The 19462-nt window shown below is 48.8% G+C and carries 21 protein-coding genes and 1 pseudogene; 5 read left to right on the plus strand and 17 right to left on the minus strand.

Going from position 1 to position 19462, the window contains the following annotated elements:
• Positions 1–34: 34 nt before the first annotated feature.
• Genes ychF through EAO38_RS03890 form a run of 8 tightly spaced genes read right to left on the minus strand, consistent with a single transcriptional unit; the run spans position 35 to position 6272 of the window.
• Positions 35–1135, minus strand: a complete 1101-nt coding sequence (gene ychF / locus EAO38_RS03855; RefSeq protein ID WP_121021291.1) for a redox-regulated ATPase YchF — start codon at positions 1133–1135, stop codon at positions 35–37.
• Positions 1135–2613, minus strand: coding sequence for a leucyl aminopeptidase (locus tag EAO38_RS03860; protein WP_162982671.1), 1479 nt, complete (start codon positions 2611–2613; stop codon positions 1135–1137). The genes ychF and EAO38_RS03860 overlap by 1 nt, the downstream gene beginning before the upstream one ends.
• Positions 2614–2615: 2 nt before the next feature.
• Positions 2616–3239, minus strand: coding sequence for a DedA family protein (locus tag EAO38_RS03865; RefSeq protein ID WP_121021295.1), 624 nt, complete (start codon positions 3237–3239; stop codon positions 2616–2618).
• Positions 3240–3258: 19 nt separating this feature from the next.
• Positions 3259–3807 (minus strand): adenine phosphoribosyltransferase, encoded by a 549-nt coding sequence (gene apt / locus EAO38_RS03870; RefSeq protein ID WP_121021297.1) that lies wholly within the window; start codon positions 3805–3807, stop codon positions 3259–3261.
• A gap of 8 nt (positions 3808–3815) precedes the next feature.
• Positions 3816–4148, minus strand: coding sequence for a hypothetical protein (locus EAO38_RS03875; protein WP_121021299.1), 333 nt, complete (start codon positions 4146–4148; stop codon positions 3816–3818).
• Positions 4142–4573, minus strand: coding sequence for a ribose 5-phosphate isomerase B (gene rpiB, locus EAO38_RS03880; protein ID WP_407927415.1), 432 nt, complete (start codon positions 4571–4573; stop codon positions 4142–4144). Before rpiB ends, EAO38_RS03875 begins: the two co-directional genes overlap by 7 nt.
• The gene (gene lepB / locus EAO38_RS03885; RefSeq protein WP_121021304.1) at positions 4573–5427 is read right to left on the minus strand and encodes a signal peptidase I; all 855 of its coding nucleotides are present in this window, start codon (positions 5425–5427) and stop codon (positions 4573–4575) included. The genes rpiB and lepB overlap by 1 nt, the downstream gene beginning before the upstream one ends.
• Positions 5421–6272 carry a bifunctional 5,10-methylenetetrahydrofolate dehydrogenase/5,10-methenyltetrahydrofolate cyclohydrolase gene (locus EAO38_RS03890; protein WP_121021306.1) on the minus strand — a complete coding sequence of 284 codons (852 nt, stop codon included), beginning with the start codon at positions 6270–6272 and terminating at the stop codon, positions 5421–5423. Before EAO38_RS03890 ends, lepB begins: the two co-directional genes overlap by 7 nt.
• Before the next feature lie 57 nt (positions 6273–6329).
• On the opposite strand from EAO38_RS03890, the gene EAO38_RS03895 reads away from it, so the two are divergent.
• A complete protein-coding gene (locus tag EAO38_RS03895; protein WP_121021308.1) occupies positions 6330–6692 on the plus strand; it encodes a c-type cytochrome in 363 nt (120 codons plus the stop codon).
• On the opposite strand, the gene thiC is transcribed toward EAO38_RS03895, so the two are convergent.
• The gene (gene thiC, locus EAO38_RS03900; RefSeq protein WP_121021310.1) at positions 6689–8035 is read right to left on the minus strand and encodes a phosphomethylpyrimidine synthase ThiC; all 1347 of its coding nucleotides are present in this window, start codon (positions 8033–8035) and stop codon (positions 6689–6691) included. The two genes, EAO38_RS03895 and thiC, sit on opposite strands and share 4 nt — an antisense overlap.
• Positions 8036–8263: 228 nt before the next feature.
• Here thiC and EAO38_RS09455 point away from each other — a divergent pair.
• A pseudogene (locus tag EAO38_RS09455) lies at positions 8264–9058 on the plus strand (PAS domain-containing protein); the annotation flags it as partial.
• Positions 9059–9184: 126 nt separating this feature from the next.
• A complete protein-coding gene (locus EAO38_RS09460) occupies positions 9185–9574 on the plus strand; it encodes a methyl-accepting chemotaxis protein (protein WP_407927416.1) in 390 nt (129 codons plus the stop codon).
• 28 nt (positions 9575–9602) lie between these two features.
• Here the strand turns inward: EAO38_RS09460 and EAO38_RS03910 are convergent, their stop codons facing one another.
• Positions 9603–10112 carry a C40 family peptidase gene (locus tag EAO38_RS03910; protein ID WP_121021314.1) on the minus strand — a complete coding sequence of 170 codons (510 nt, stop codon included), beginning with the start codon at positions 10110–10112 and terminating at the stop codon, positions 9603–9605.
• 136 nt (positions 10113–10248) lie between these two features.
• Here EAO38_RS03910 and ispF point away from each other — a divergent pair, with 136 nt between their 5' ends.
• Together ispF and EAO38_RS03920 are read left to right on the plus strand one after the other, a co-directional pair.
• Positions 10249–11427, plus strand: a complete 1179-nt coding sequence (gene ispF, locus EAO38_RS03915; protein WP_235852512.1) for a 2-C-methyl-D-erythritol 2,4-cyclodiphosphate synthase — start codon at positions 10249–10251, stop codon at positions 11425–11427.
• Positions 11424–12305 carry a response regulator gene (locus EAO38_RS03920; RefSeq protein WP_121021316.1) on the plus strand — a complete coding sequence of 294 codons (882 nt, stop codon included), beginning with the start codon at positions 11424–11426 and terminating at the stop codon, positions 12303–12305. Before ispF ends, EAO38_RS03920 begins: the two co-directional genes overlap by 4 nt.
• Here EAO38_RS03920 and EAO38_RS03925 read toward each other — a convergent pair.
• Genes EAO38_RS03925 through EAO38_RS03955 form a run of 7 tightly spaced genes read right to left on the minus strand, consistent with a single transcriptional unit; the run spans position 12295 to position 19462 of the window.
• The gene (locus tag EAO38_RS03925; RefSeq protein ID WP_121021318.1) at positions 12295–12885 is read right to left on the minus strand and encodes a ComF family protein; all 591 of its coding nucleotides are present in this window, start codon (positions 12883–12885) and stop codon (positions 12295–12297) included. The genes EAO38_RS03920 and EAO38_RS03925 overlap by 11 nt on opposite strands.
• Positions 12866–13444 (minus strand): dTMP kinase, encoded by a 579-nt coding sequence (tmk, locus tag EAO38_RS03930; protein ID WP_121021320.1) that lies wholly within the window; start codon positions 13442–13444, stop codon positions 12866–12868. Before tmk ends, EAO38_RS03925 begins: the two co-directional genes overlap by 20 nt.
• Positions 13428–13922 (minus strand): pantetheine-phosphate adenylyltransferase, encoded by a 495-nt coding sequence (gene coaD, locus EAO38_RS03935; RefSeq protein WP_121021322.1) that lies wholly within the window; start codon positions 13920–13922, stop codon positions 13428–13430. The genes tmk and coaD overlap by 17 nt, the downstream gene beginning before the upstream one ends.
• Positions 13916–14482 carry a UbiX family flavin prenyltransferase gene (locus EAO38_RS03940; RefSeq protein ID WP_121021324.1) on the minus strand — a complete coding sequence of 189 codons (567 nt, stop codon included), beginning with the start codon at positions 14480–14482 and terminating at the stop codon, positions 13916–13918. Before EAO38_RS03940 ends, coaD begins: the two co-directional genes overlap by 7 nt.
• Entirely contained in the window at positions 14479–15138 is a 660-nt protein-coding gene (gene flgA / locus EAO38_RS03945; RefSeq protein ID WP_121021326.1) for a flagellar basal body P-ring formation chaperone FlgA, read from the minus strand. Before flgA ends, EAO38_RS03940 begins: the two co-directional genes overlap by 4 nt.
• Positions 15138–17000, minus strand: a complete 1863-nt coding sequence (locus EAO38_RS03950; RefSeq protein WP_121021328.1) for an ATP-dependent helicase — start codon at positions 16998–17000, stop codon at positions 15138–15140. The genes flgA and EAO38_RS03950 overlap by 1 nt, the downstream gene beginning before the upstream one ends.
• Positions 16997–19462, minus strand: a complete 2466-nt coding sequence (locus EAO38_RS03955) for a tetratricopeptide repeat protein (RefSeq protein WP_121021330.1) — start codon at positions 19460–19462, stop codon at positions 16997–16999. The genes EAO38_RS03950 and EAO38_RS03955 overlap by 4 nt, the downstream gene beginning before the upstream one ends.

Consider the following 19462-nt stretch of genomic DNA (forward strand, 5'->3'; position numbering starts at 1 on the left):
CCTTAAGGGTAAGATAAAAGCCTATTATAGCACACTAGACATTGAACCTAAAATGCATCACATCGCCATCTTGTACGATGTAATCCTTGCCCTCAATGCGCAACGCCCCCTTTTCCTTAGCCCCCTGCTCGCCCCCATAGGCGATAAAATCCCCATAGGCAATGGTCTCTGCGCGGATAAAGCCCTTTTCAAAATCCTTATGAATCACCCCGGCGGCCACAGGCGCGCTAGAACCCTTGGCAATGGTCCACGCGCGCACTTCTTTCACCCCTGCGGTAAAATAGCTAATCAAGCCTAGTTCTTGAAAGCCTAATTGGATAATCTGTTCTAAGCCACTCTGTGCGACCCCCAAACTCTCTAAAAACTCTTGAGCCTCTTGAGCGGACATGTCTACCATCTCCTCCTCCAATTTGGCGCACAGGCTCACAAAACGCGCCCCGCGTTCTTTGGCTAAGGCCTGCACCTGCAGAGCATAATCATTTAAAACGCGGACATGTTCCTCATCCACATTGGCCGCATAGATCACTTTTTTAGCGCTTAAAAAACGCAATTCGTGATTTAAGGTCTCAAAATAGGGGTGATCTTTGTGCGCAAAGGTGCTCACCGGTTGCATCTCTTCTAAATGCGCTAAAAGGGCGCGCGCGAGTTGGAGTTGTACTTGCGCGTCCTTTTGGCTTTTGGCGAGTTTTTCTAGGCGTTCTAGGCGTTTTTGCAGACTTTGCACATCGGCTAAGATGAGTTCTAATTCAATGGTTTCAATGTCAGCCAAAGGGTTGATCGCAGAGTTGACATGCACGACATTGCTATCTTCAAAACAGCGCACGACATGCAAGATGACCGCACACTCGCGAATATGGGCTAAGAATTGATTGCCCAAGCCCTCGCCAGCAGAAGCCCCCTTGATGAGCCCAGCGATGTCAATAAACTCCACGCTAGAGTATTGAATTTTTTCAGGTTTGACAATTTTAGCCAAAGCTTCTAGGCGGGCATCGGGTACATTCACTAAGGCTTTATTAGGATCGATGGTACAAAAGGGGTAGTTAGCGCTTTGGGCTGAAGCACTGCGCGTGAGCGCGTTAAAGGTACTGGACTTACCCACATTGGGCAAGCCCACAATCCCAATAGAGAGCCCCACTATTTAAGACTTTCTAGCACAAATTCTACGCACGCGCGCACGCCCGCCCCGCTGGCTCCGGGCGTGTTCACATCCCAATCCTTTTCCACATAAGCGGGCCCGGCGATGTCAATGTGTAACCATTTGTCCTTGTATTCTTCGCGGATAAACTCGTTTAAGAAGAGCCCAGCGGTTACCGCGCCTCCGTAACGCACAGGGGTGATATTGGCAATATCTGCCATGTTAGAGTCTAGAAGTTTGCGCAGATGGCGGTTAAAGGGCAATTTAGCGACCAATTCCCCGCTTTTAAGTGCGGCGTGTTCAAACGCGTTTTTGAGTGTTTCATTATTGCCCATGATCCCGCTGGTATACTGCCCTAAGCCCACCACGCATGCCCCCGTTAAGGTGGCAAAATCCACCAAAATATCTGGCTCTAAATCCTGCGCAAAACTTAAACAATCTGCTAGCACCAAACGCCCCTCTGCATCGGTGTTGCGCACCTCGATAGTCTTACCCTCTTTGGAGATGAGAATATCATCGGGGCGGTAAGCGTCCCCAGCAATCATGTTCTCTGCCAAGCCTAGCACGGCGTGCACTTCGGCCTCTGCCTTCAGATGTGCGAGCGCGTTCACCGTGGCCAAAACCGCACATGCCCCGCCCTTATCTGCCTTCATGGTAATCATGTATTCAGCCGTTTTAATGCTAAGCCCCCCGCAATCATAAGTTAAACCCTTGCCCACTAGGACAATTTTTTTCTTAGCGTTCTTGGGTTTGTAGACCACATGCACGAGTTGGGGGGGGTTAGCTGAAGCGCGATTCACCGCTAGATACGCGTTCATGCCCTTTTCTTTGAGGTAGTCCTCCCCATGTACAAAACACTCTAGCCCATTCTTCTCGGCCAAATCTTGAGCCTTTTTAGCAACATAGGGGGCACTCGCGACATCCGGAGGGGTGTTGACCAAATCACGAGCCAAGTTGACATGTTCAACGATAACATGGGCTTTGTGAGCAAACTTTTCTAGGTTGCGCTCTAGGGTTTTAACCTCATGGTTAAAATCCTTTGCCTCGCCCAAGGCGATCACCACTTCTTGCAGGCGTACGGGCTCTTTTTTGCTCTTATAGACCTCATAGCTATAGAGTCCAAATTGCAGACCTGTCAAAATAGCTAGCATGGTTTGGCCTAAGGGGCATTCGCCCTCATCAGTGTGTTTAGCCGCATAAAGCCCGACTTTGGCGCGCTTAAAATGGCATTTTTTGAGGGTTTTCACCGCCAAACACGCCGCTTCTCTAAAGAGGTGTACATCATTATGCGCCACCCCGACATATAATCTCTTGTGCGCCTGATCTAAGAAAACCCCCTCGCCCTCGTAGTGGAAGGTTTCTAAGACCTCCTTATGGTGCACCCATGGGTGGTTGAGGTCCTTTTCTACCACAAAGACAATGGACACATCGGCTTGAGCCTCTTCAAAAGGCGCATGATCTAATCGGATTTGCAACATCACTATCCTTTCTTGAGTTTTAAGTCCTTTTGGACTTTTTGGATTTTTTTGTCAATCTTTTTTGTGTGGGTTTGGAAATACCAAAACACAAGCCCCAACACACAGACCAATAGTAGTATAACAAGATAAGGATAATGCTTAAGCATACCCAGCACCTTGAAGATTTGCTCCCCAAAAAACCACGCCAAAATGATCGTGATAGAAGCCCACACAAAGGCACTCAACAAGTTAATGATGGCAAATTTAAGCGCGTTATAGCGCGTCAGGCCGATACTAATGGGAATGATGGTGCGCATGCCATACATGTAGCGTTGGATAAAGATCACAAACCAGCCGTATTTTTGCAAAAGCAAATGCGCTAGGGCAAGTTTACGCCGTTGTTTCTCCAACTTTTTATTGATGTAACTCTTGCTAGTACGCCCGATGTAAAAGTAGATTTGATCCCCGCTAAAGCCCCCCAAGGCGGCCACCACGATTGCCCATAACAAGTGCATGTGTCCAGCATAGCATGCCATGCCCGCTAGAATTAATCCAATTTCGCCCTCTAAAATGCTCCAAAAAAATAAAATAAGATAGCCCCAATTGGCGGCGTATTGATCCCATAGCCCTATAATGTAGGCTTCCATCCACACCTGCTTTTGGGGTTTAACATGGATACTCCAAAACACTGAAGGTGTTGACTTTTTCGCCCACCTTCTCTAGCCCCCCCAATTCTGCCAAACTGATCAAAAAACAGGCCTCCAAACACTTGGCCTGTAATCTATCCAAGAGCTCCAAACTGGCTAAGGCTGTGCCCCCCGTGGCGATTAGATCGTCTACGAGCAAGACATGCGCGTCTTTGATCTCTCTTAGCGCGTCCGTGTGTATCTCCACACTATCTGCGCCGTATTCTAGTTGGTAGGACGCGCTGATCGTCCTAAAGGGCAATTTGCCTTTTTTGCGCACGGGTACAAAGCCCGCCCCTAGAGCGTAAGCCAAAGCCGCCCCTAAAATAAACCCGCGCGCTTCAATGCCCACCACAAAATCAAGACTATGGTGTTGGTAGCGCAATTTGAGGGTGTCGATCAATCTAGAGAATAAAGTGGGGTGGTTGACAAGCGGGGTGATGTCTTTAAATAGGATTCCAGATTTGGGGTAATCTGGAACTTCTCTAATGGCTTCACGAAGTTGGGTTTTGAGTTTTTGGCTGAACATAGATTTCCTTATAACAACGCTTCGATCTTTTGTTCTAGCTCGCGAATGCGCGCCTTGTACTGATCGGTTTCTAAGCGGTATTGGGCGTTGCGCTGTTTTAAGACTTTTACTTCATCCTTGAGCATATTCATCTCGTGGGTAAGAATATCAATATTGCCTAAGGATCGTTGCAATTGTAATTGGTGTTTTTGGATCAACACTTCTGCCTCTTGCAAGGTAAGTTTCATGGACGCAGCGTACTTTTCCTGCCTTTTAGCCACTGAACGATAAAAGAACGCTCGAATTGCCATATAAACCACAAAGAGCACGATGAGGGTGATGATCATCCATTGGGCTAACATGGCATGTCCTCTAACTTGGCAATGCGGCGTACATGCCGCCCCCCCTCAAACTCCGTATGTAAAAAGGCCTGTAAAATGCTTCGAGCCACCCCAAAGCCGACCACATTCTGCCCCAAGCAGAGCACATTAGCGTCATTGTGCAAGCGCGCCATTTGCGCCATGTAAGTGTCCGTGCACAACGCCCCACGCACATGGGGCACTCTATTGCATGCCATGCTCATGCCAATCCCACTCCCACACACCAGTACCCCCCTAACCCCCTCTTTGATTTCTTGAGTTACTTGTTTAGCCATGTCTGGATAATCCACCCTCTGCCCTCTTGAAGGCTTGTAGACTCGCAAAGCAACCCCCTGTTCTCTCAAACACCCCTCTAAAAACGCAGCCAAATCCAGCCCGGCATGATCGCAACCTAGCACAACTTCCATCATTTTCCCTCAGCTGCTAATGTTTCTAAACCTTGCAAGCTCTTAAACATACGCTTCCAACGGACTTTAAAAATATCTCTAGAATTGCGTACTCCCTCGCTATTAGTCAGGTTAAGACTGAAGTATGTAAACCACGGTGTACCCACAATGTGGCTATAAGACACACTCCCCCAAAAGCGCGAATCGCTACTATCGTCCCGATTATCCCCAATCATAAAAAAATGATCGGGATCAACTTTAGTATAAAATACCACCTCATCACCCATGTCTACTTCTTGCATGCTCACCTTGAGATCTTTAATTGGGAATTGGTGGTGGTAGATTGCGCGCATGACCTCAAAAGTCTGGTTGTGGTGGGCATAAAAGATGCCCTTGTGGTTAGATTCATAGGGGGCAAAGACAAAATCCTTCCCCATAAAACGCTTGATCTTGTGCTTGGGGAAGTGTTTGGCAATATAGCCCGGATCGCTTTGGGCTTCAAAAGGGCGTAGGTAAAAACCCGTGGCATTGAAGATCACCTCATCTCCCCCCACCGCAAAGAGCCGTTTGACAAAGTAACCTTTATTGGTAAGCGGGATAAACACCACCACCTCACCCCGATTAGGGCGTTTCCCTTCAATCAAATGCCCATTGCCCCTAAAGTCTGGCAATAGGGGCAAATCTATCCAGGGGAGTCTGGGGATGGGAATACCATAGACAAACTTTTTTACAAAGAGCATATCCCCCTCATAGAGCGTACCCACCATCGAGCGCGTGGGGATAATGAAGGTTTGGGCGACAAAAAAGATCGCCAAGAGCACTAAAACAATCGTGCCCACCCAGCTAGAGACAAAACGCGATAAAGCTTTTAACATGAATGCTCCAATAAAGCAGTTTGGGTGGCCAAAAGCGTGTTTTGCAAGAGCGCGCTAATGGTCATAGGCCCCACTCCCCCGGGTACAGGGGTGATATAGCTCACCTTGTGGCGCACCGCCTCAAAATCCACATCGCCCACGACCTTATTTCCTTGTTTGTTAATTCCAATGTCTACCACCACTGCCCCCTCTTTAATCAAATTCGGACCAATAAGCCCTACCTTGCCAACTCCCACGCATAAAATATCTGCGTGCGTGCTATAAGCCTGTAAATCTTTGGTGAGAATATGGCACAGACTCACACTCGCCCCCGCATTGAGCATTAAGGAGGCTAAGGGCTTGCCAATAATATTACTCGCCCCCACAATGACCACATCTTTACCTTTCACTGCAATTTTGTAATGCTCTAAAAGTTGCATCACCCCCATGGCTGTGGCGGGCAAAAACCCCTTGAGCAAGCTATTAGAATAAACCCGTCCCACATTGAGCGGGTGAAAACCATCCACATCTTTATGGGGGGCGATGGCTTCTAAAATCTCGCGCGTGTCCATGTGTGCGGGCAGGGGGAGTTGGACTAAAATCCCGTGCACGCTTGAATTGGCATTGAGCGCGTGTAAAATTTCTAAAAGTTTGCTTTGTGGGGTTGAATCTTCTAAATGCTGTAGTTGGCAGGTGATCCCCACGCGCGCGCAGGCTTTGGCTTTCATGTTAACATACACCCGACTAGCCGGGTTATCGCCCACCAAGATCACCGCTAAAACGGGCACGACATCTAAGCGCGCCACTTCTTCTTGCAAGATGCTCTCTTTGTGCTTGGCTAAGGCCTGCCCGTCCAATAAGACCATATCCATCCTAAGAACTTTTTGCGCTATTATAGTGAAAATTCTTTGAAAAGGGCTAGGATGCGCAAAGCGATCGTTGCGTGGCTGTGTTTGGGCGGGCTTGGCTTGGGCGCACAGAACGCGCCTAAGAACAAAGACAATAGCTTCATCACCATCTTAGAATATGGCAAGGAACTGTATAAAAACCCTAGAGACATTAGCTGTGTGAAATGCCATGGCCTGCTAGGAGAAGCTAAAGTGATCACCCGCTACACCCAGCATAATAAAGAACGCGTTTTTAGTGCCCCCCCCATTTATAACTTGAGCTTTGAGCGTTTTAAAAACGCTCTAGAGCGGGGGCGATCCATCATGCCCAAATACAACCTAACCCCCGATGAGATCAAGGCGATCTATTACTACATCACCTCCACGCGTAAAAACTAGGCCCCTTGCGCGTTGTTATAACGCTTAAACACCTCTTGACTCACCTTGTAACTGCAAAACTTGGGGCCGCACATGGAGCAAAACTCCGCCTCTTTGAAGACTTCTTGGGGTAAAGCCTCATCGTGATACTCTCTAGCGCGATCGGGATCCAAGGCGAGCTCAAATTGTTTGTTCCACTCAAAGGCATACCTAGCATCGCTCATCAAGTCATCGCGTACCCGTGCATTCACCCGACCGCGTGCGATGTCAGCGGCATGGGCGGCGATCTTGTAGGCTAAAATCCCCTCTCTGACATCTTTAGCATTGGGCAAGCCTAGATGTTCTTTAGGGGTTACATAGCAAAGCATCGCCACTCCCTTCCAGGCGGCTACACACGCCCCAATCGCGCTAGCGATGTGATCGTATCCGGCCGCAATATCGGTTACCAAAGGTCCTAGCACATAAAAGGGGGCTTGGTTACAAAACTCTTGTTGGAGTTTGACATTGCGCTCAATTTGATTCAAGGGCACATGCCCGGGGCCCTCAATCATCACCTGCACATCTTTTTCATACGCTCTTTGGGCTAACTCGCCTAGCACTTTCAATTCGGCAAATTGGGCGGTGTCGCTCGCATCGGCTAGACATCCCGGGCGCAAAGAATCGCCCAAACTCAAGCTCACATCGTATTGTTGGCAGATGGCTAGAATCTCATCAAAAGCGCTATAAAAAGGGTTTTGCTTGTGGTAATGCATCATCCAAGCTGCCATCAAACTCCCCCCCCGACTCACAATGCCCATTTTGCGTTGGCTCACATAGGGCATGTGTTCGAGCAAAAACCCGCAGTGAATCGTAAAATAACTCACCCCCTGTTTAGCTTGTTTTTCTAACACCCCTAGCATCGTCTCAATGTCTAGTTGCATCACATCGTTATTGACATCGTGCAAAATTTGATACATCGGCACGGTGCCAATGGGTACACTAGAGGCGTTAATAATCTCTTGGCGAATCGCGTCCAAATCCCCCCCAGTGGAGAGATCCATCACCGTGTCCGCTCCGTATTTCATAGCAACCCGCAATTTTTCTACCTCTTCTTCTACAGAGTGGATGATGGCAGAGCTACCGATATTGGCGTTGATCTTAGTTTTGAGCGCGATCCCAATGCCCATGGGTTCTAAATTTTGGTGCTGGATATTGGCTGGGATGATCAAACGCCCCCGCGCCACTTCAGAGCGCACAAGCTCAGGGCTCACCTCTTCTACATTGGCGATATAAGCCATCTCCTCTGTGATCACGCCCTTTTTGGCGTAGTGCAACTGGGTTTTAATGGGGTCGTTGGCGCGCTTGGCGCAGTACTCACGGCTCATAGGACTCCTTTATTAGTAAAGTTTCTAAGACTAGCACACTTTTATATGCCCTCTCTTAAAAAAGGCTCTTCATCTTGATCTATTGGGTCTTTTGTATTATGATTATCTAATCATAAAAATAAGAAAGGTTAGACATGCGCAGGTGCTTGAAACTGGGGGGGGGGGGGGGGAGATTGCTTTAGTCTCTTTGGTGGCTACGGTGCCCATTCCTAAATATAGGAGGTTTTCATGACATTTTTTGCCACCGCCACCAAAAGAAGCAACAAGCTTGAGTCTCAATATGCCCAGATTATCACTGATCTCACCCAAAAAAATAACGAACTCGAGGCGATTTACAACGCCATCAACCGCTCTATGGCGTTGATCACATTTGACATAGAAGGTAGAGTGATAAACGCGAACGAGAACTTCCTAAGGTGCATGGGCTACTCTTTAGAGGAGATCAAGGGCAAGCACCATTCCATCTTTTGCGATGCCGTGTTTGTTAGGACTCCTCAATATGTTACCTTTTGGGATCATCTCAAATCTGGGCAGTTTAAGCAAGGCACTTTTAAGCGCATCAGCAAAACCGGGCAAGAGGTCTTTTTAGAAGCCACCTACAACCCCGTGCTAGACACACAAGGCAAGGTAGTGCAAATTATCAAATTTGCCACAGATGTTACTGCCAAGACTCTAGAGCTCAACGAGCTACGCGCCATCTATGAAGCCGCCCTAGCTTCTATGGCCTTGATCGAATTTGACACAGAGGGCAAAGTAATTACGGCAAATGAAAATTTTCTCAAGTGCATGGGCTACTCTTTAGAGGAGATCAAGGGCAAGCACCATTCCATCTTTTGCGATGCTACATTTGTTAAGACTGCTGAGTACACTGCCTTTTGGGATCATCTTAGATCCGGGCAATTCACTAGGGGGACTTTTAAGCGATTCACCAAGTCGGGTAAAGAGGTGTATTTAGAAGCCAGTTACAACCCCGTCTTTGATAGCGATGGCAGGATTTACAAAATCATCAAGTTCGCCCTAGATGTTACTAATAAGGAGGGGAAAATCCGCATGACTTTAGAATTGATCAAGGAAAACCAGCAGCTCACAAGCAATGGGAGCAACATGATCGAAAAAACCACGTCCAATATGCAAAATGTTGCCGATGTCATGAAAGACAACACGACGGTGGTCAATACCCTCAGCGCGCAATCTGATTCCATCTCTAGCATCACCCAGACCATTAAAGACATCGCCGATCAAACCAATTTATTAGCCTTAAACGCCGCTATAGAGGCCGCGCGCGCGGGCGAACATGGACGGGGCTTTGCAGTGGTGGCCGATGAAGTGCGCAAACTAGCCGAGAGAACGGGCAAATCGGTCGCAGAAATTGCCGCCATCATCGCCTCCATTCGAGAAATCACCGCGCAAGCAGTGGTCAATATCACCGCCTGCGCCGCAGAATCAGAAAAGACAGTCGCGCTCTCCTGTGAAACAAAGGTTTTAATGGAGCAAATCAAGGCCGCTAGCGATCGCGTAGCCCAGGGGATGGAAGTTTAATATAAGAAACAAGCCATGAGACAACCCCTTAAAAAAGCGTGCTGCTATCCAAGTCCCACACCCGCCAATTGTCAAAAAACGCGCCCCGAAATTTGCTTTCAATATCTAGCAATGTCCATTTATCACTGTCATGAGTGCCGGTCAAACACTCGTAGACAAAAGCGTGGCAATTGCGTTCATAGCTCTCTGTGGGGATGCCGCTGTAGTGCAGTGTTTCTCCCACCATTGCGCGCGCGCGTTGGGCTGCTTCAGGGAAGCCCACCGCCTGCGTCCCCTTACAAGAGACGTAAATACTCACCGCCAAAGTCCCGCTAATAAATTGCTTGGGCGTTGAAAGGCGCACCTCTCCTGAACCCAACAACTCCACGATTTGGTTTTCTCCTACATAAATGCCAGTATGGGTGGTGGGCCCATACAAGCGACAATACAAAATGCTACCTAATTTTGGGATAACTTTGTCATAGAACACATTATCCACAAAAGACTCGGCTAAATTCAAGGCGGCAGGGATACCCAAGATCACAAGGGGTAAGGCCATAAACTTTCCTTTTAGTGGCATTAATTTAGAAATCTTAACATAAAAACTCTTATCTTAATTCTTATTAAGTTTAAAAACGCTAGAATCAAAAGTTTTCTTTTCTGCGCAAATCTTAAGAAGGGGCCTTGTTTTGGATGTGAATTTTCAGGTGTTTAAGCCCATGGGTCTTACGCTTGTCTTGGCTGCAGCGGGAAAGGGCACGCGCTTTTTAGAGGGTTTGCAAAGTCCCATAGAACTTAAAAAACAATGGTTGCTGGTGCGTGGGATGCCTCTATGGCAAAGGGTTTATGAGCAATTCGAACGCTTGGGGTGTTTTGAGCGCATTGTGTTGGTGGTGGGTAGCCAAGTTGAGCAGGTGTTTGTGCAACACCGCCTCCCTAGCGCGTGCGTGGTGCTGGGGGGCAATACCCGCCAAGAGAGCGTACAAAACGCCCTAGAGCATGTACAAAGCCGCTTTGTGGTGGTGAGCGATGTGGCGCGTTTTGGGCTGGATTTGCGCGTGCTCTCTGAGCTCTTAGAGGGCATGCGTACCCATCAGTTAGAGGGCATGGCCCCTGCATTGCCTCCCACAGACACCTTTGTATACGAACACCGCGCGCTAGAGAGGGATCGCGCCCTTTGCGTGCAAACCCCTCAAGTTTGTTTGACCAGCGCGCTCAAGAAAGCCTACGCATTGGGCAATTTTAGCGATGAGAGCAGCGCGCTTTTACACGCGGGCGGGCGCGTGGAATTCATTCAGGGTAGCCCCCATCTGCACAAACTCACCACGGCAGCGGATTTGGCCATGCTCTCTGGGCTGCTGGACCCTCCTAGCCAGCATGTGGGCATGGGCTTTGATGTGCATGCCTTTGAACCCAACAAGCCTTTAAAGCTAGGGGGGGTCGCCATTGAGCCAGCCGATTGCGCGCATTTAGGGCTTAAGGCCCACAGCGATGGAGATGTGCTCTTGCACGCCTTAAGCGATGCGCTCTTGGGGGCGATCAAGGGGGGAGACATTGGGATGTATTTTAGCGATCAAGACAGCACATTGGCCGGCTTGGATTCTGCTATCATCGTGCAAGAAATCCGCACTCTAGCCCAAAACATGGGGCATGCGATCGTGGATGTGGACTTGAACTTATTAGCCCAAATCCCCAAGATCGCGCCCTATAGAGCGCGCATTTGTGAGAATATCGCGCGTTTATTGCACATCCCCACCCATCATGTCAATCTCAAAGCCAGCACCACAGAACATTTAGGATTTATTGGAAGAAAGGAAGGAATGGGCGCGCAGGCGCTTGTGCAAACCAAAACCTGCCCCCTAAAACCCGCATGAAAAAAGTTGAGAAAGTCTTGATTATTGAAGATGAAGTACATTTAGCCCAAAGTATCTCCAACGCCTTAGCCAGTTTGGGCTATCGATGCCAGAGCGTGTCTAGTATTTTCCACAATTTTAAAGAAGATTACGATGTGGTCTTGGTTTCTTCTAAGGTTTGCGTGGATCGTTGCGAGCATTTTGTGCGCAAAAACTCTAAGGCGATCACCATCATGATGGCTTCTTTCATCAGTGAAGATAGCGTGAATCGCCCCATTCAGGCAGGCGCGCGCGACTATATTCTCAAGCCTTTCAAGATGGACGATTTGATCCGCAAGATCACCTACCACAAATCCTATCAAGAAACCATGCAGCGCGCGCGGCTCTATGATAAGTATTTAGATTTCATGCACGCCCCCCATGACTTCAAACCCTATCTAGATCAAGACCCCCCCTTCATCGTACGCAGCCACACCCAAAGCCATGCGGATCTTTTTGTCCTGCACTACGCGCGCGCCAACCACCTAGATTTAGAATTTTTCTCACTCCAAGATGCCCCCCTAGAATCCATGCGTGGCATGTTCTATGCCACCCATTTAGAGACTCTCAAAAGCGCAGAGCGCGACAAGTGCCTCAAAGCCCTCAGCAAACAAGAGGCCATTATGTCCTTTGTGGGCGCGGGGCCTGTAGAATTTGAAAGGGTGATCGCTTTAGACACCAAGCAACCCCAAGGCGCTCCCCTAGAATTACTTTCCATCCAGGACTATGAAAAACACGCCATCGTACAATTTGGCCCCTTTTACACAGACACCCAATTGGCAAAACATCTAGGCATTAGCCGCAAATCTCTATGGGAGAAGCGCCGCCGCTACAATCTGCCCCGCCGCTCTAATATTTAAAAACATGCGCTAGCACCACCCCAAAGTGCACGCGCACCTTAGCGCGTCTTACAGCCTGCAAGGCTTGGCACATGGTGGTCCCTGTGGTGAGAATGTCATCAACCATAAAGCCCTCCAACCCGCTTTGCCCCTTGTACACAAAGCCCTTACTATGGCTTTGGCGAAAGGCTAGGCTTTGTCCGGCATAGGTGACCTGGTTGCTGGCATGCAGGGTGTTATAAAGGGGGTAAAACACCCTCTCTTGGCAAAATTGCCTTAAGATGACCGCAGTAGGCGCGTAGGCGCGCTTGAGGCGATCGTCTAAGGCGATCCCATAAAGAGGCTTAGGCAAATGAAGAGTGGGGTATACTTGGGCTAAAAAGGCTAAATACGCCTTGTGGGCTAAGAGGGCTAAGAGGCGACTCCCGATGTCATAATACTTGCTCTTCAAGAGCATCTCCATTTCTTCATAGAGATAAAACCCATAGATAACAACCCCCTCCACTTCACGCGTTAAAATTTGGGGTTCTAGGAGGGGATCACAGCGCGCGCACACCAAAGCAAGGGGGCGTATCCACCTCTCACACAGCACACAGCGCATGCGCGTGGACTTTCTCTAACACCATTTTATGTACTTGTTCTACGCTTTTGGAGGCGTCTATGGTGTGGGTGGGTACCCCTAGTAGAGTGGTGGCTTGCTCAAGGCGTGTTTGCACCTGCATGAGAAAATCCACCCCCTTAAGCTCAATGCCATCGGGGTTTTTGGCATGCAAGCGCGCTTTTAGCGTGTGCAAATCCAAGCTTAACAACAAGACCATGTCGGGCAAACAATCTATGCCGGTGTTGCGGTGTAACTCCCATGCTTGCTTTAGAGAATAAGGCGCATAAGCCAAACCGGAAATCAGAGAACGATCGCTAAAAATCAGCTTGTGGGCGTTGGGTTTGATCACCTCTTCTAAATGCAGGGCGCGATCGGCTAAAAATAAGAGAAATTGGGTTTGCGCACAAAGGGCGGAGTGCAGGGCGGCATGGCGCAGCTGTACCCCTAAGGGCGTGCCCCCGGGCTCACAAGTGAAAATTGCCTCTGTAAAGAGGGGCTTGAGCAAATTAATTTGGGTACTCTTGCCACTGGTGTCCACCCCCTCAAGCGCGATCCACATGCCATCTCCGCTCAATAAAATCCACCACGCTTTCAGGCACTAGGTGGGTGATTTGCCCCTTGTGGGCTAGAATGCTGCGCACCACAGAGGCGCTAATAAAGGCGTTTTGCAAGGCGGGCATGAAATAGATTGTTTCTAATTGCGGGTTTAAAGACTTGTTGGCATAGCCCATCTGAAACTCAAATTCAAAATCGCTCACCGCCCTAAGCCCTCTAATGATATAACGCGCCCCGCGCTCTTTAGCCAAATCCACCAATAGCCCCTCAAAGCCCACGCACTCCACGCGCCCCAAAGAGCCAACACTCAAGCGCATCATCTCTAGGCGTTCTTCTAGGCTAAACATGGGCGATTTGGCCTTAGAGCGCGCGATCGCCACCACCAGCCCCCCAAAAAGCGCGCTAGCGCGTTGGATAATGTCCAAATGCCCGTTTGTGATGGGATCAAAAGTGCCCGGATAAATGGCGCAATGCTCTAACATGGTTGCCCCCAACGCGCGTAAAGATTATTCACAATCCCCAAAGCGTCCAGCCATTTGCCCACCAAAAAGAGCTCCATACTCTCCAAATTCTGAGGGTTGGTGTAATAGGTGAGCATGGGCGGGGCGATGAGCGCTTGGGCGCGCGCAAGGGTGAGCAGGTTTTCTAGGGCGATGCTGTGCAGAGGCAACTCCCTAGGGGCGATGAGGAGTTTTTTTTGCTCTTTGAGGATTACGGCCGCGCAGCGGCTCATCAATTCATCGCAGATCCCATGGGCGATCTTGGCGATGATGTTCAAACTAGCTGGGATGATGGCCATCGCGTCTATGCCAAAACTCCCTGAGGCGATGGGCGCGTCAATTTGGGATTCTTCAAAGAGTTCTAGGGGGCGAGGCCACGCTTTAAGCGTGCTTTTGAGATCAAGCCTAGCTTCTGTGCGCGCCACGCGTTTAGCACTCTGGCTCATCACCACAAAGAGTGCGTACTCTTGGGGTACATGTTCTAAGAATCTAAGCGCGAGCTGTGTACCACTCGCCCCGCTAATGCCCACGACTAATTTCATAACACCTCTCCTTTGAGCAACCCGGTGATTCTCACCTGTACGCGCTTTTTACTCTCCACATTCAAGGCTTCAATGATCTGATTCAAACTCCCATTTTGCAAGGCCTGCAAAGAAGTTTCTAAGGAGATCGATCCGCTGACTAAGGTGGCGCTAAAGATTTCATTCTTGTAAACTAAAATCTTGGGCGCGACTTTGTCTATGCTTAAAAGGGTGTTTGCCCCTAAAAAACTCTTGGTACTGCTATTGTTGATATAGGAGCGATCTAGGGGCATGGTGTTGAATTGCTCAAAGGGCACGCTTTGGGCGTAGGTGTTGCTAGAGTCCAAATTGACATCTTTTTTGAGCATGTTCTTAGTTTTAAAAACCTCAATTTGGGCGATCACTTGGTATTTGACTAACGCCTCTCCCACACGCACCAAGCCCTCTTTTTTTAAGAATTGCTGGGAGCGTAGGTTGAGGGGGGGGTGGGGTTTGGCCAAAAAGGCTTCTAAACGCGCTGGATCGCCGCTGATTATTTGGGCTTGCACGGAGGCGATGTCAAAGCGGTAGGCGTGGTAAAAGTGTTGGTAGGCCTCTTGAATTTGCAAGGCGATGCGCGCTAGGGGATCGCCTAGCAACCATTGCCAACACAACAATCCCAAAAAAAGCGCGCGCATTAGTGGCCTTTGAGAAATAATTTGGCCTCTTGCAAGAAGCTAGAGGGGGATAAACCCTTCTGCAAGGTGTTGAAATACACCCGCTCCTGCGCGCTGCACAAATAGAGTTCTTCTTTGGCGCGCGTGATGGCCACATAGCACAGGCGGCGTTCTTCTTCTAGGTCTGCTTTATAGTAGGGGAAGAAATCTTCTTCAAACCCCACCACGAAAACCACCCGAAATTCTAGCCCCTTAGCCGCGTGTACACTCATGCAAGAGAGGGCTTGATCGTTGCGGGGGTTAGGTTCTTCTAACACACTCTGTTCTAAAAACTCTACTAGGCTAGCCTCTGGGTCCTCAAAATGTTCTTCTAGCATGCTATAGAGGGCTTGTATGCACTCTAATTCTTCTTCAGAACAACGCGCCTCTAAGGGCACAGCCTGCAAAAGCGCGCCCAACACTGCGGCATTTTTATAGGAGGCTAGGGATTGTAAGAGCGCGTAGAACTGCTCTAAGGCTTTGCCTATCCGTTTGGACAACACCCCTTTTAAAAGGCCTTGTTGGTGGAGCTGGTAAATTGAGAGCGCGCGCGCTTTACAGAGTTCTTGGAGTTTTTTTAAACTGCTTGCACCAACCCCCCTAGGGGGGGTGTTGATAATTCTGTACAAATGGGTGTCGTCATTAGGATTGACAATGACCCTCAAATAAGCGAGCAAGTCCTTGATAATGGCGCGCTCAAAAAAACCCGTCCCCCCCACCACCCTATAGGGGATTTTAGCCCCGCGTAACCCCTCTTCAACGCCCTTACACAGCGTGTTAAAGCGGTATAAAATGGCCATCTGCCCATAGGGCACGCCCCGTTTGGCGCATTCTAAGATCGTGGAAATGAGGAAGGCGTTTTCTTCTTGGGGGGTGGTGGAATGCTTAAAAACGAGGTGTTGGTTGGCATGGATAGGGTTATGGCTAAAGAGGATTTTAGGGTGGCGGCGGGTGTTGTGCTGGATGAGGGTGTTGGCGCATTGGACAATGTCTTGAGAGGATCGATAGTTTTGCTCCAACTTGATCACCTTGGCCTGGGGGAATTGATCGTCAAAATCTAGGATATTGCTAATGTCTGCGCCCCTAAAGCCATAGATACTCTGATCGTCATCGCCCACCACACAGAGATTTTGATGCGTGGTACAGAGCTTTTGCAAGAGCTTGAATTGGAGGGGGTTGGTGTCTTGGTATTCATCTACCATGATGAATTGGTAGCGTTGGCTGGTCTCAATGGCTAGGTCTTGATAGGTTTCTAGCAAGGCATAGGGGAGGGCTAATAAGTCGTCTAGATCGATCAAATTGTGCGTTAAGAGGAGTTCTTGATAGATTTGATAGCTTTTTTGGACATCGGGGTAGCAATCCTGCAAAAGGATTTGCTGGTTTTTGATCATGGAGATTTGTTTAAGGACACTGCCCAAATAGGCGCGCTCCTCCATGTGGGGGGGTTTGCATTTTAAGATCGCTTCTTTGCTAAGAGTCTTGGCCTCTTGGGGGGAGAGCAATTTGAAATTGTGGCGATCTAGCAGATGGGCGTACTGCTTGAGAAAAAAGAGCCCAAATTTGTGAAAAGTGGTCAGCAGGGGGCTTGTGGCGCGCGTGTAACCACAGGCGCGCAAGAGCGCATCGGCGCGCGCTTTCATCTCGCGCGCAGCCTTGTTGGTGAAGGTGAGCGTAAGGGTCTGCTCAGGGCGCACCTGCGCGCAACCCAACAAATAGGCTAAACGGGTGGTGAGGGTTTTAGTTTTGCCACTGCCTGCCCCAGCCAAGATGAGCAGGGGACCTTGCACATGCGTACACGCGCGCACTTGAGGCGCGCTTAGACCGGCTAGGAGTTTGTCTTTCATCGGAAATCTTCCCTATTGGTGGGGGCTTTGATCACAAAATCTAAATAATTGGATTGGAACTTATTATCCTTGATCACGCCAAAGTGGTTCAGGCTGGCTTCTAAATTCCCGTTGCGCTGGTACAATAACCCCAAACCATAGCGTACATCATAATTCCCGGGCAATTTGGTTTTAGCAAATTCTAAGATCAACGCCGCATCGCTGTAGCGTTTCATGGCAATATTGGCTAAAGCCCCTAGCATCAAGGGTTCTGCATCCACTTCTTTGCGTTCGTCAATGAGAAAATTAAACAAACTAATGGCCTTTTCATATTTTTTTTGAAAAATACTGATCAAGCCTAGCATGCGCATTAAATCCGTGCTCAAATCTGGGTCTTGGGTCGCGCTCAGGCGTAGGGTGAGTTCTCGCTCTTGTTGGTTTAAGAGCCCGGTGATAAAGCCCAAATAGATGTACATCTTGCGCGCTAGAAGGGGGCCGTGGATGAGCTCTTCTACGTTCATATTTTTATTAGTTAAAAAGGCGTAAGCCCCTAACATCTGCTTGATGTCCGCGCGGTATTTGAGCATCATCTCATAAAAGAGATTGGTGAGCATGTTATTGGGTTGCATGGTCTGCAGGGCTTTAAAGCTATTCACGAGGCGTTGCTTGTCATGGGCTTTATGCGCGTAGGCGACATTGAGCGCGTAGTAAATTTTTAGGGGTTTGTGTACATGGCTTAACCAGCTCAAATCGTCATTGCTCGCGTCATTGAGGTAGGCGATAAAGGAATGCAAAAAGGCGCGCTGGACTTTATTGTTAAAATTCATGTTTTGAAAGTCTGTGGTGAGCTTCTTTAAAAACATGTCTGTGTCCTCGTAATTGAGCCGCCCCGCTAGCACCGCAAAGATACCCGCTAAGATGTTGCGGCTGTCTAGATAATAGGACTTCTTAAAATGGAAACTCGCATGGTTGAAGTCCTCTAGTTGGGCATAAATGAGTGCGGCATTGTAATGACTCACTGCATTATTAGGATTGGCCTGCAAGGCTAGCTTGAGTTGGCGCAACGCGCTTCTTAGATGGGATTGGCCCACATCCTTAAGGGCGCGCAAGGTGTATTGATCTGAAGTGCTCATATCCTTACCCGTGTTTAAGACCTGCAACGCGCTCTCTAAATCCTTGTCTCCATTGGTGTCCACAAACGAAACCCCTGCTTGTACCACGGCTAGCCCCCTCTTGACATCTATGAGATTGAAGGGCGCGTAATAAAAGAAAATACGATAAATAGGCAGCCCGATACTCCCTTTAAAATTATTGGTCCAAAAATCGCGCCGCACGGTGTTGATGTCAAAAAAACGCGCGTTGAGTACCGGGGCGATGGGGTAGGTGTCGCTTAAAATTTTGAGTTTGTGGGCATTATTAGCGCTCTGTTGGCCCAAGAAGCCCAGTACACGGCTCGCTTCAATGAGATTCCCCATTTTTAAATAGATGATCTCCATGGCCATGAAAGTACTCATGTCTTCTGGGAATTGTTCGCTATAGTGCTTGAGATGTTCTAGGGCTTCATCATAACGCCCCAAGCGCGCGGCAAGCAAACCTAGGGCTTTTTGATCTTTGGGCGTGGCGACTGCGTCCAAATTATCTAAGGCGTTTTGTGCGTCTCCAAAGAGGAGGTATATTTTGCTCGCTAGGCGTTGGCGCGCGCTTTTAAACATGGTCGAATCGGAGTGGTTTAAAGTGGAGAGAGTTTCAAAGTAATGCCCCCCATAGTAGAGCCCTAGGGAATACGTGTAGGCATAAACAGGTTGGTTGGCGATTTCAGGGAGATGTTGCATGGTGAGTTTCAAATAACGGGTGTAGAGGTCCATGTTATTGAGATAAAAAGAAGCCACCATCGCGTTGATCGCGTTCACGCTGGTATTTTGCCCCGATTCGATGGCATTGTTAAAGGCAGAGAGCGCGCCGGTGTAGTCGTGTTCGCGCATCTTGATCACACCTAAATTGTGGTTAGCGATACTAGAAGAGAGGCGCGAAATGTCGTTAAAAATATTTAAAGCTTCTTGGCGCTGCCCTTGTTGGTAAAGAATGTCGGCTTTGGCGATCAATGCGTTGATCGCTTCTTCATTACTCAAGCGAATCGCATTACCCTCCTGTAAGGTGGGCAAGTAGGCAAAATCCTCATCCTGATTAGCGTTGCTTTTTTCGCGCTCTTTTTGGAGTTGCCCTTCAGTTTCTAAGAGCTCCTTGCGTTCGTTACGGTGCTTGTAATGGATCGCCACAGAAGTACCTACGATCAATAAAATCAGGGCTAGCAACCCCCCACCCACAGCGATAATTAATTTATAGTGCTGTTTTATCACCGATAAGGTGTTGGTGATTCTTTCAAAAGTGGTGTGGCTAAAGACCGATCTTAGTGCTTGGAAAGAAGAGGCCAGCCCGGCTTTGTTCTTGGAATTTTTTTCGTTATTTTGAGGATCGTCAACCAT

It is taken from the genome of Helicobacter vulpis, assembly GCF_003660395.1.
Classification (GTDB): Bacteria; Campylobacterota; Campylobacteria; order Campylobacterales; family Helicobacteraceae; genus Helicobacter; species Helicobacter vulpis.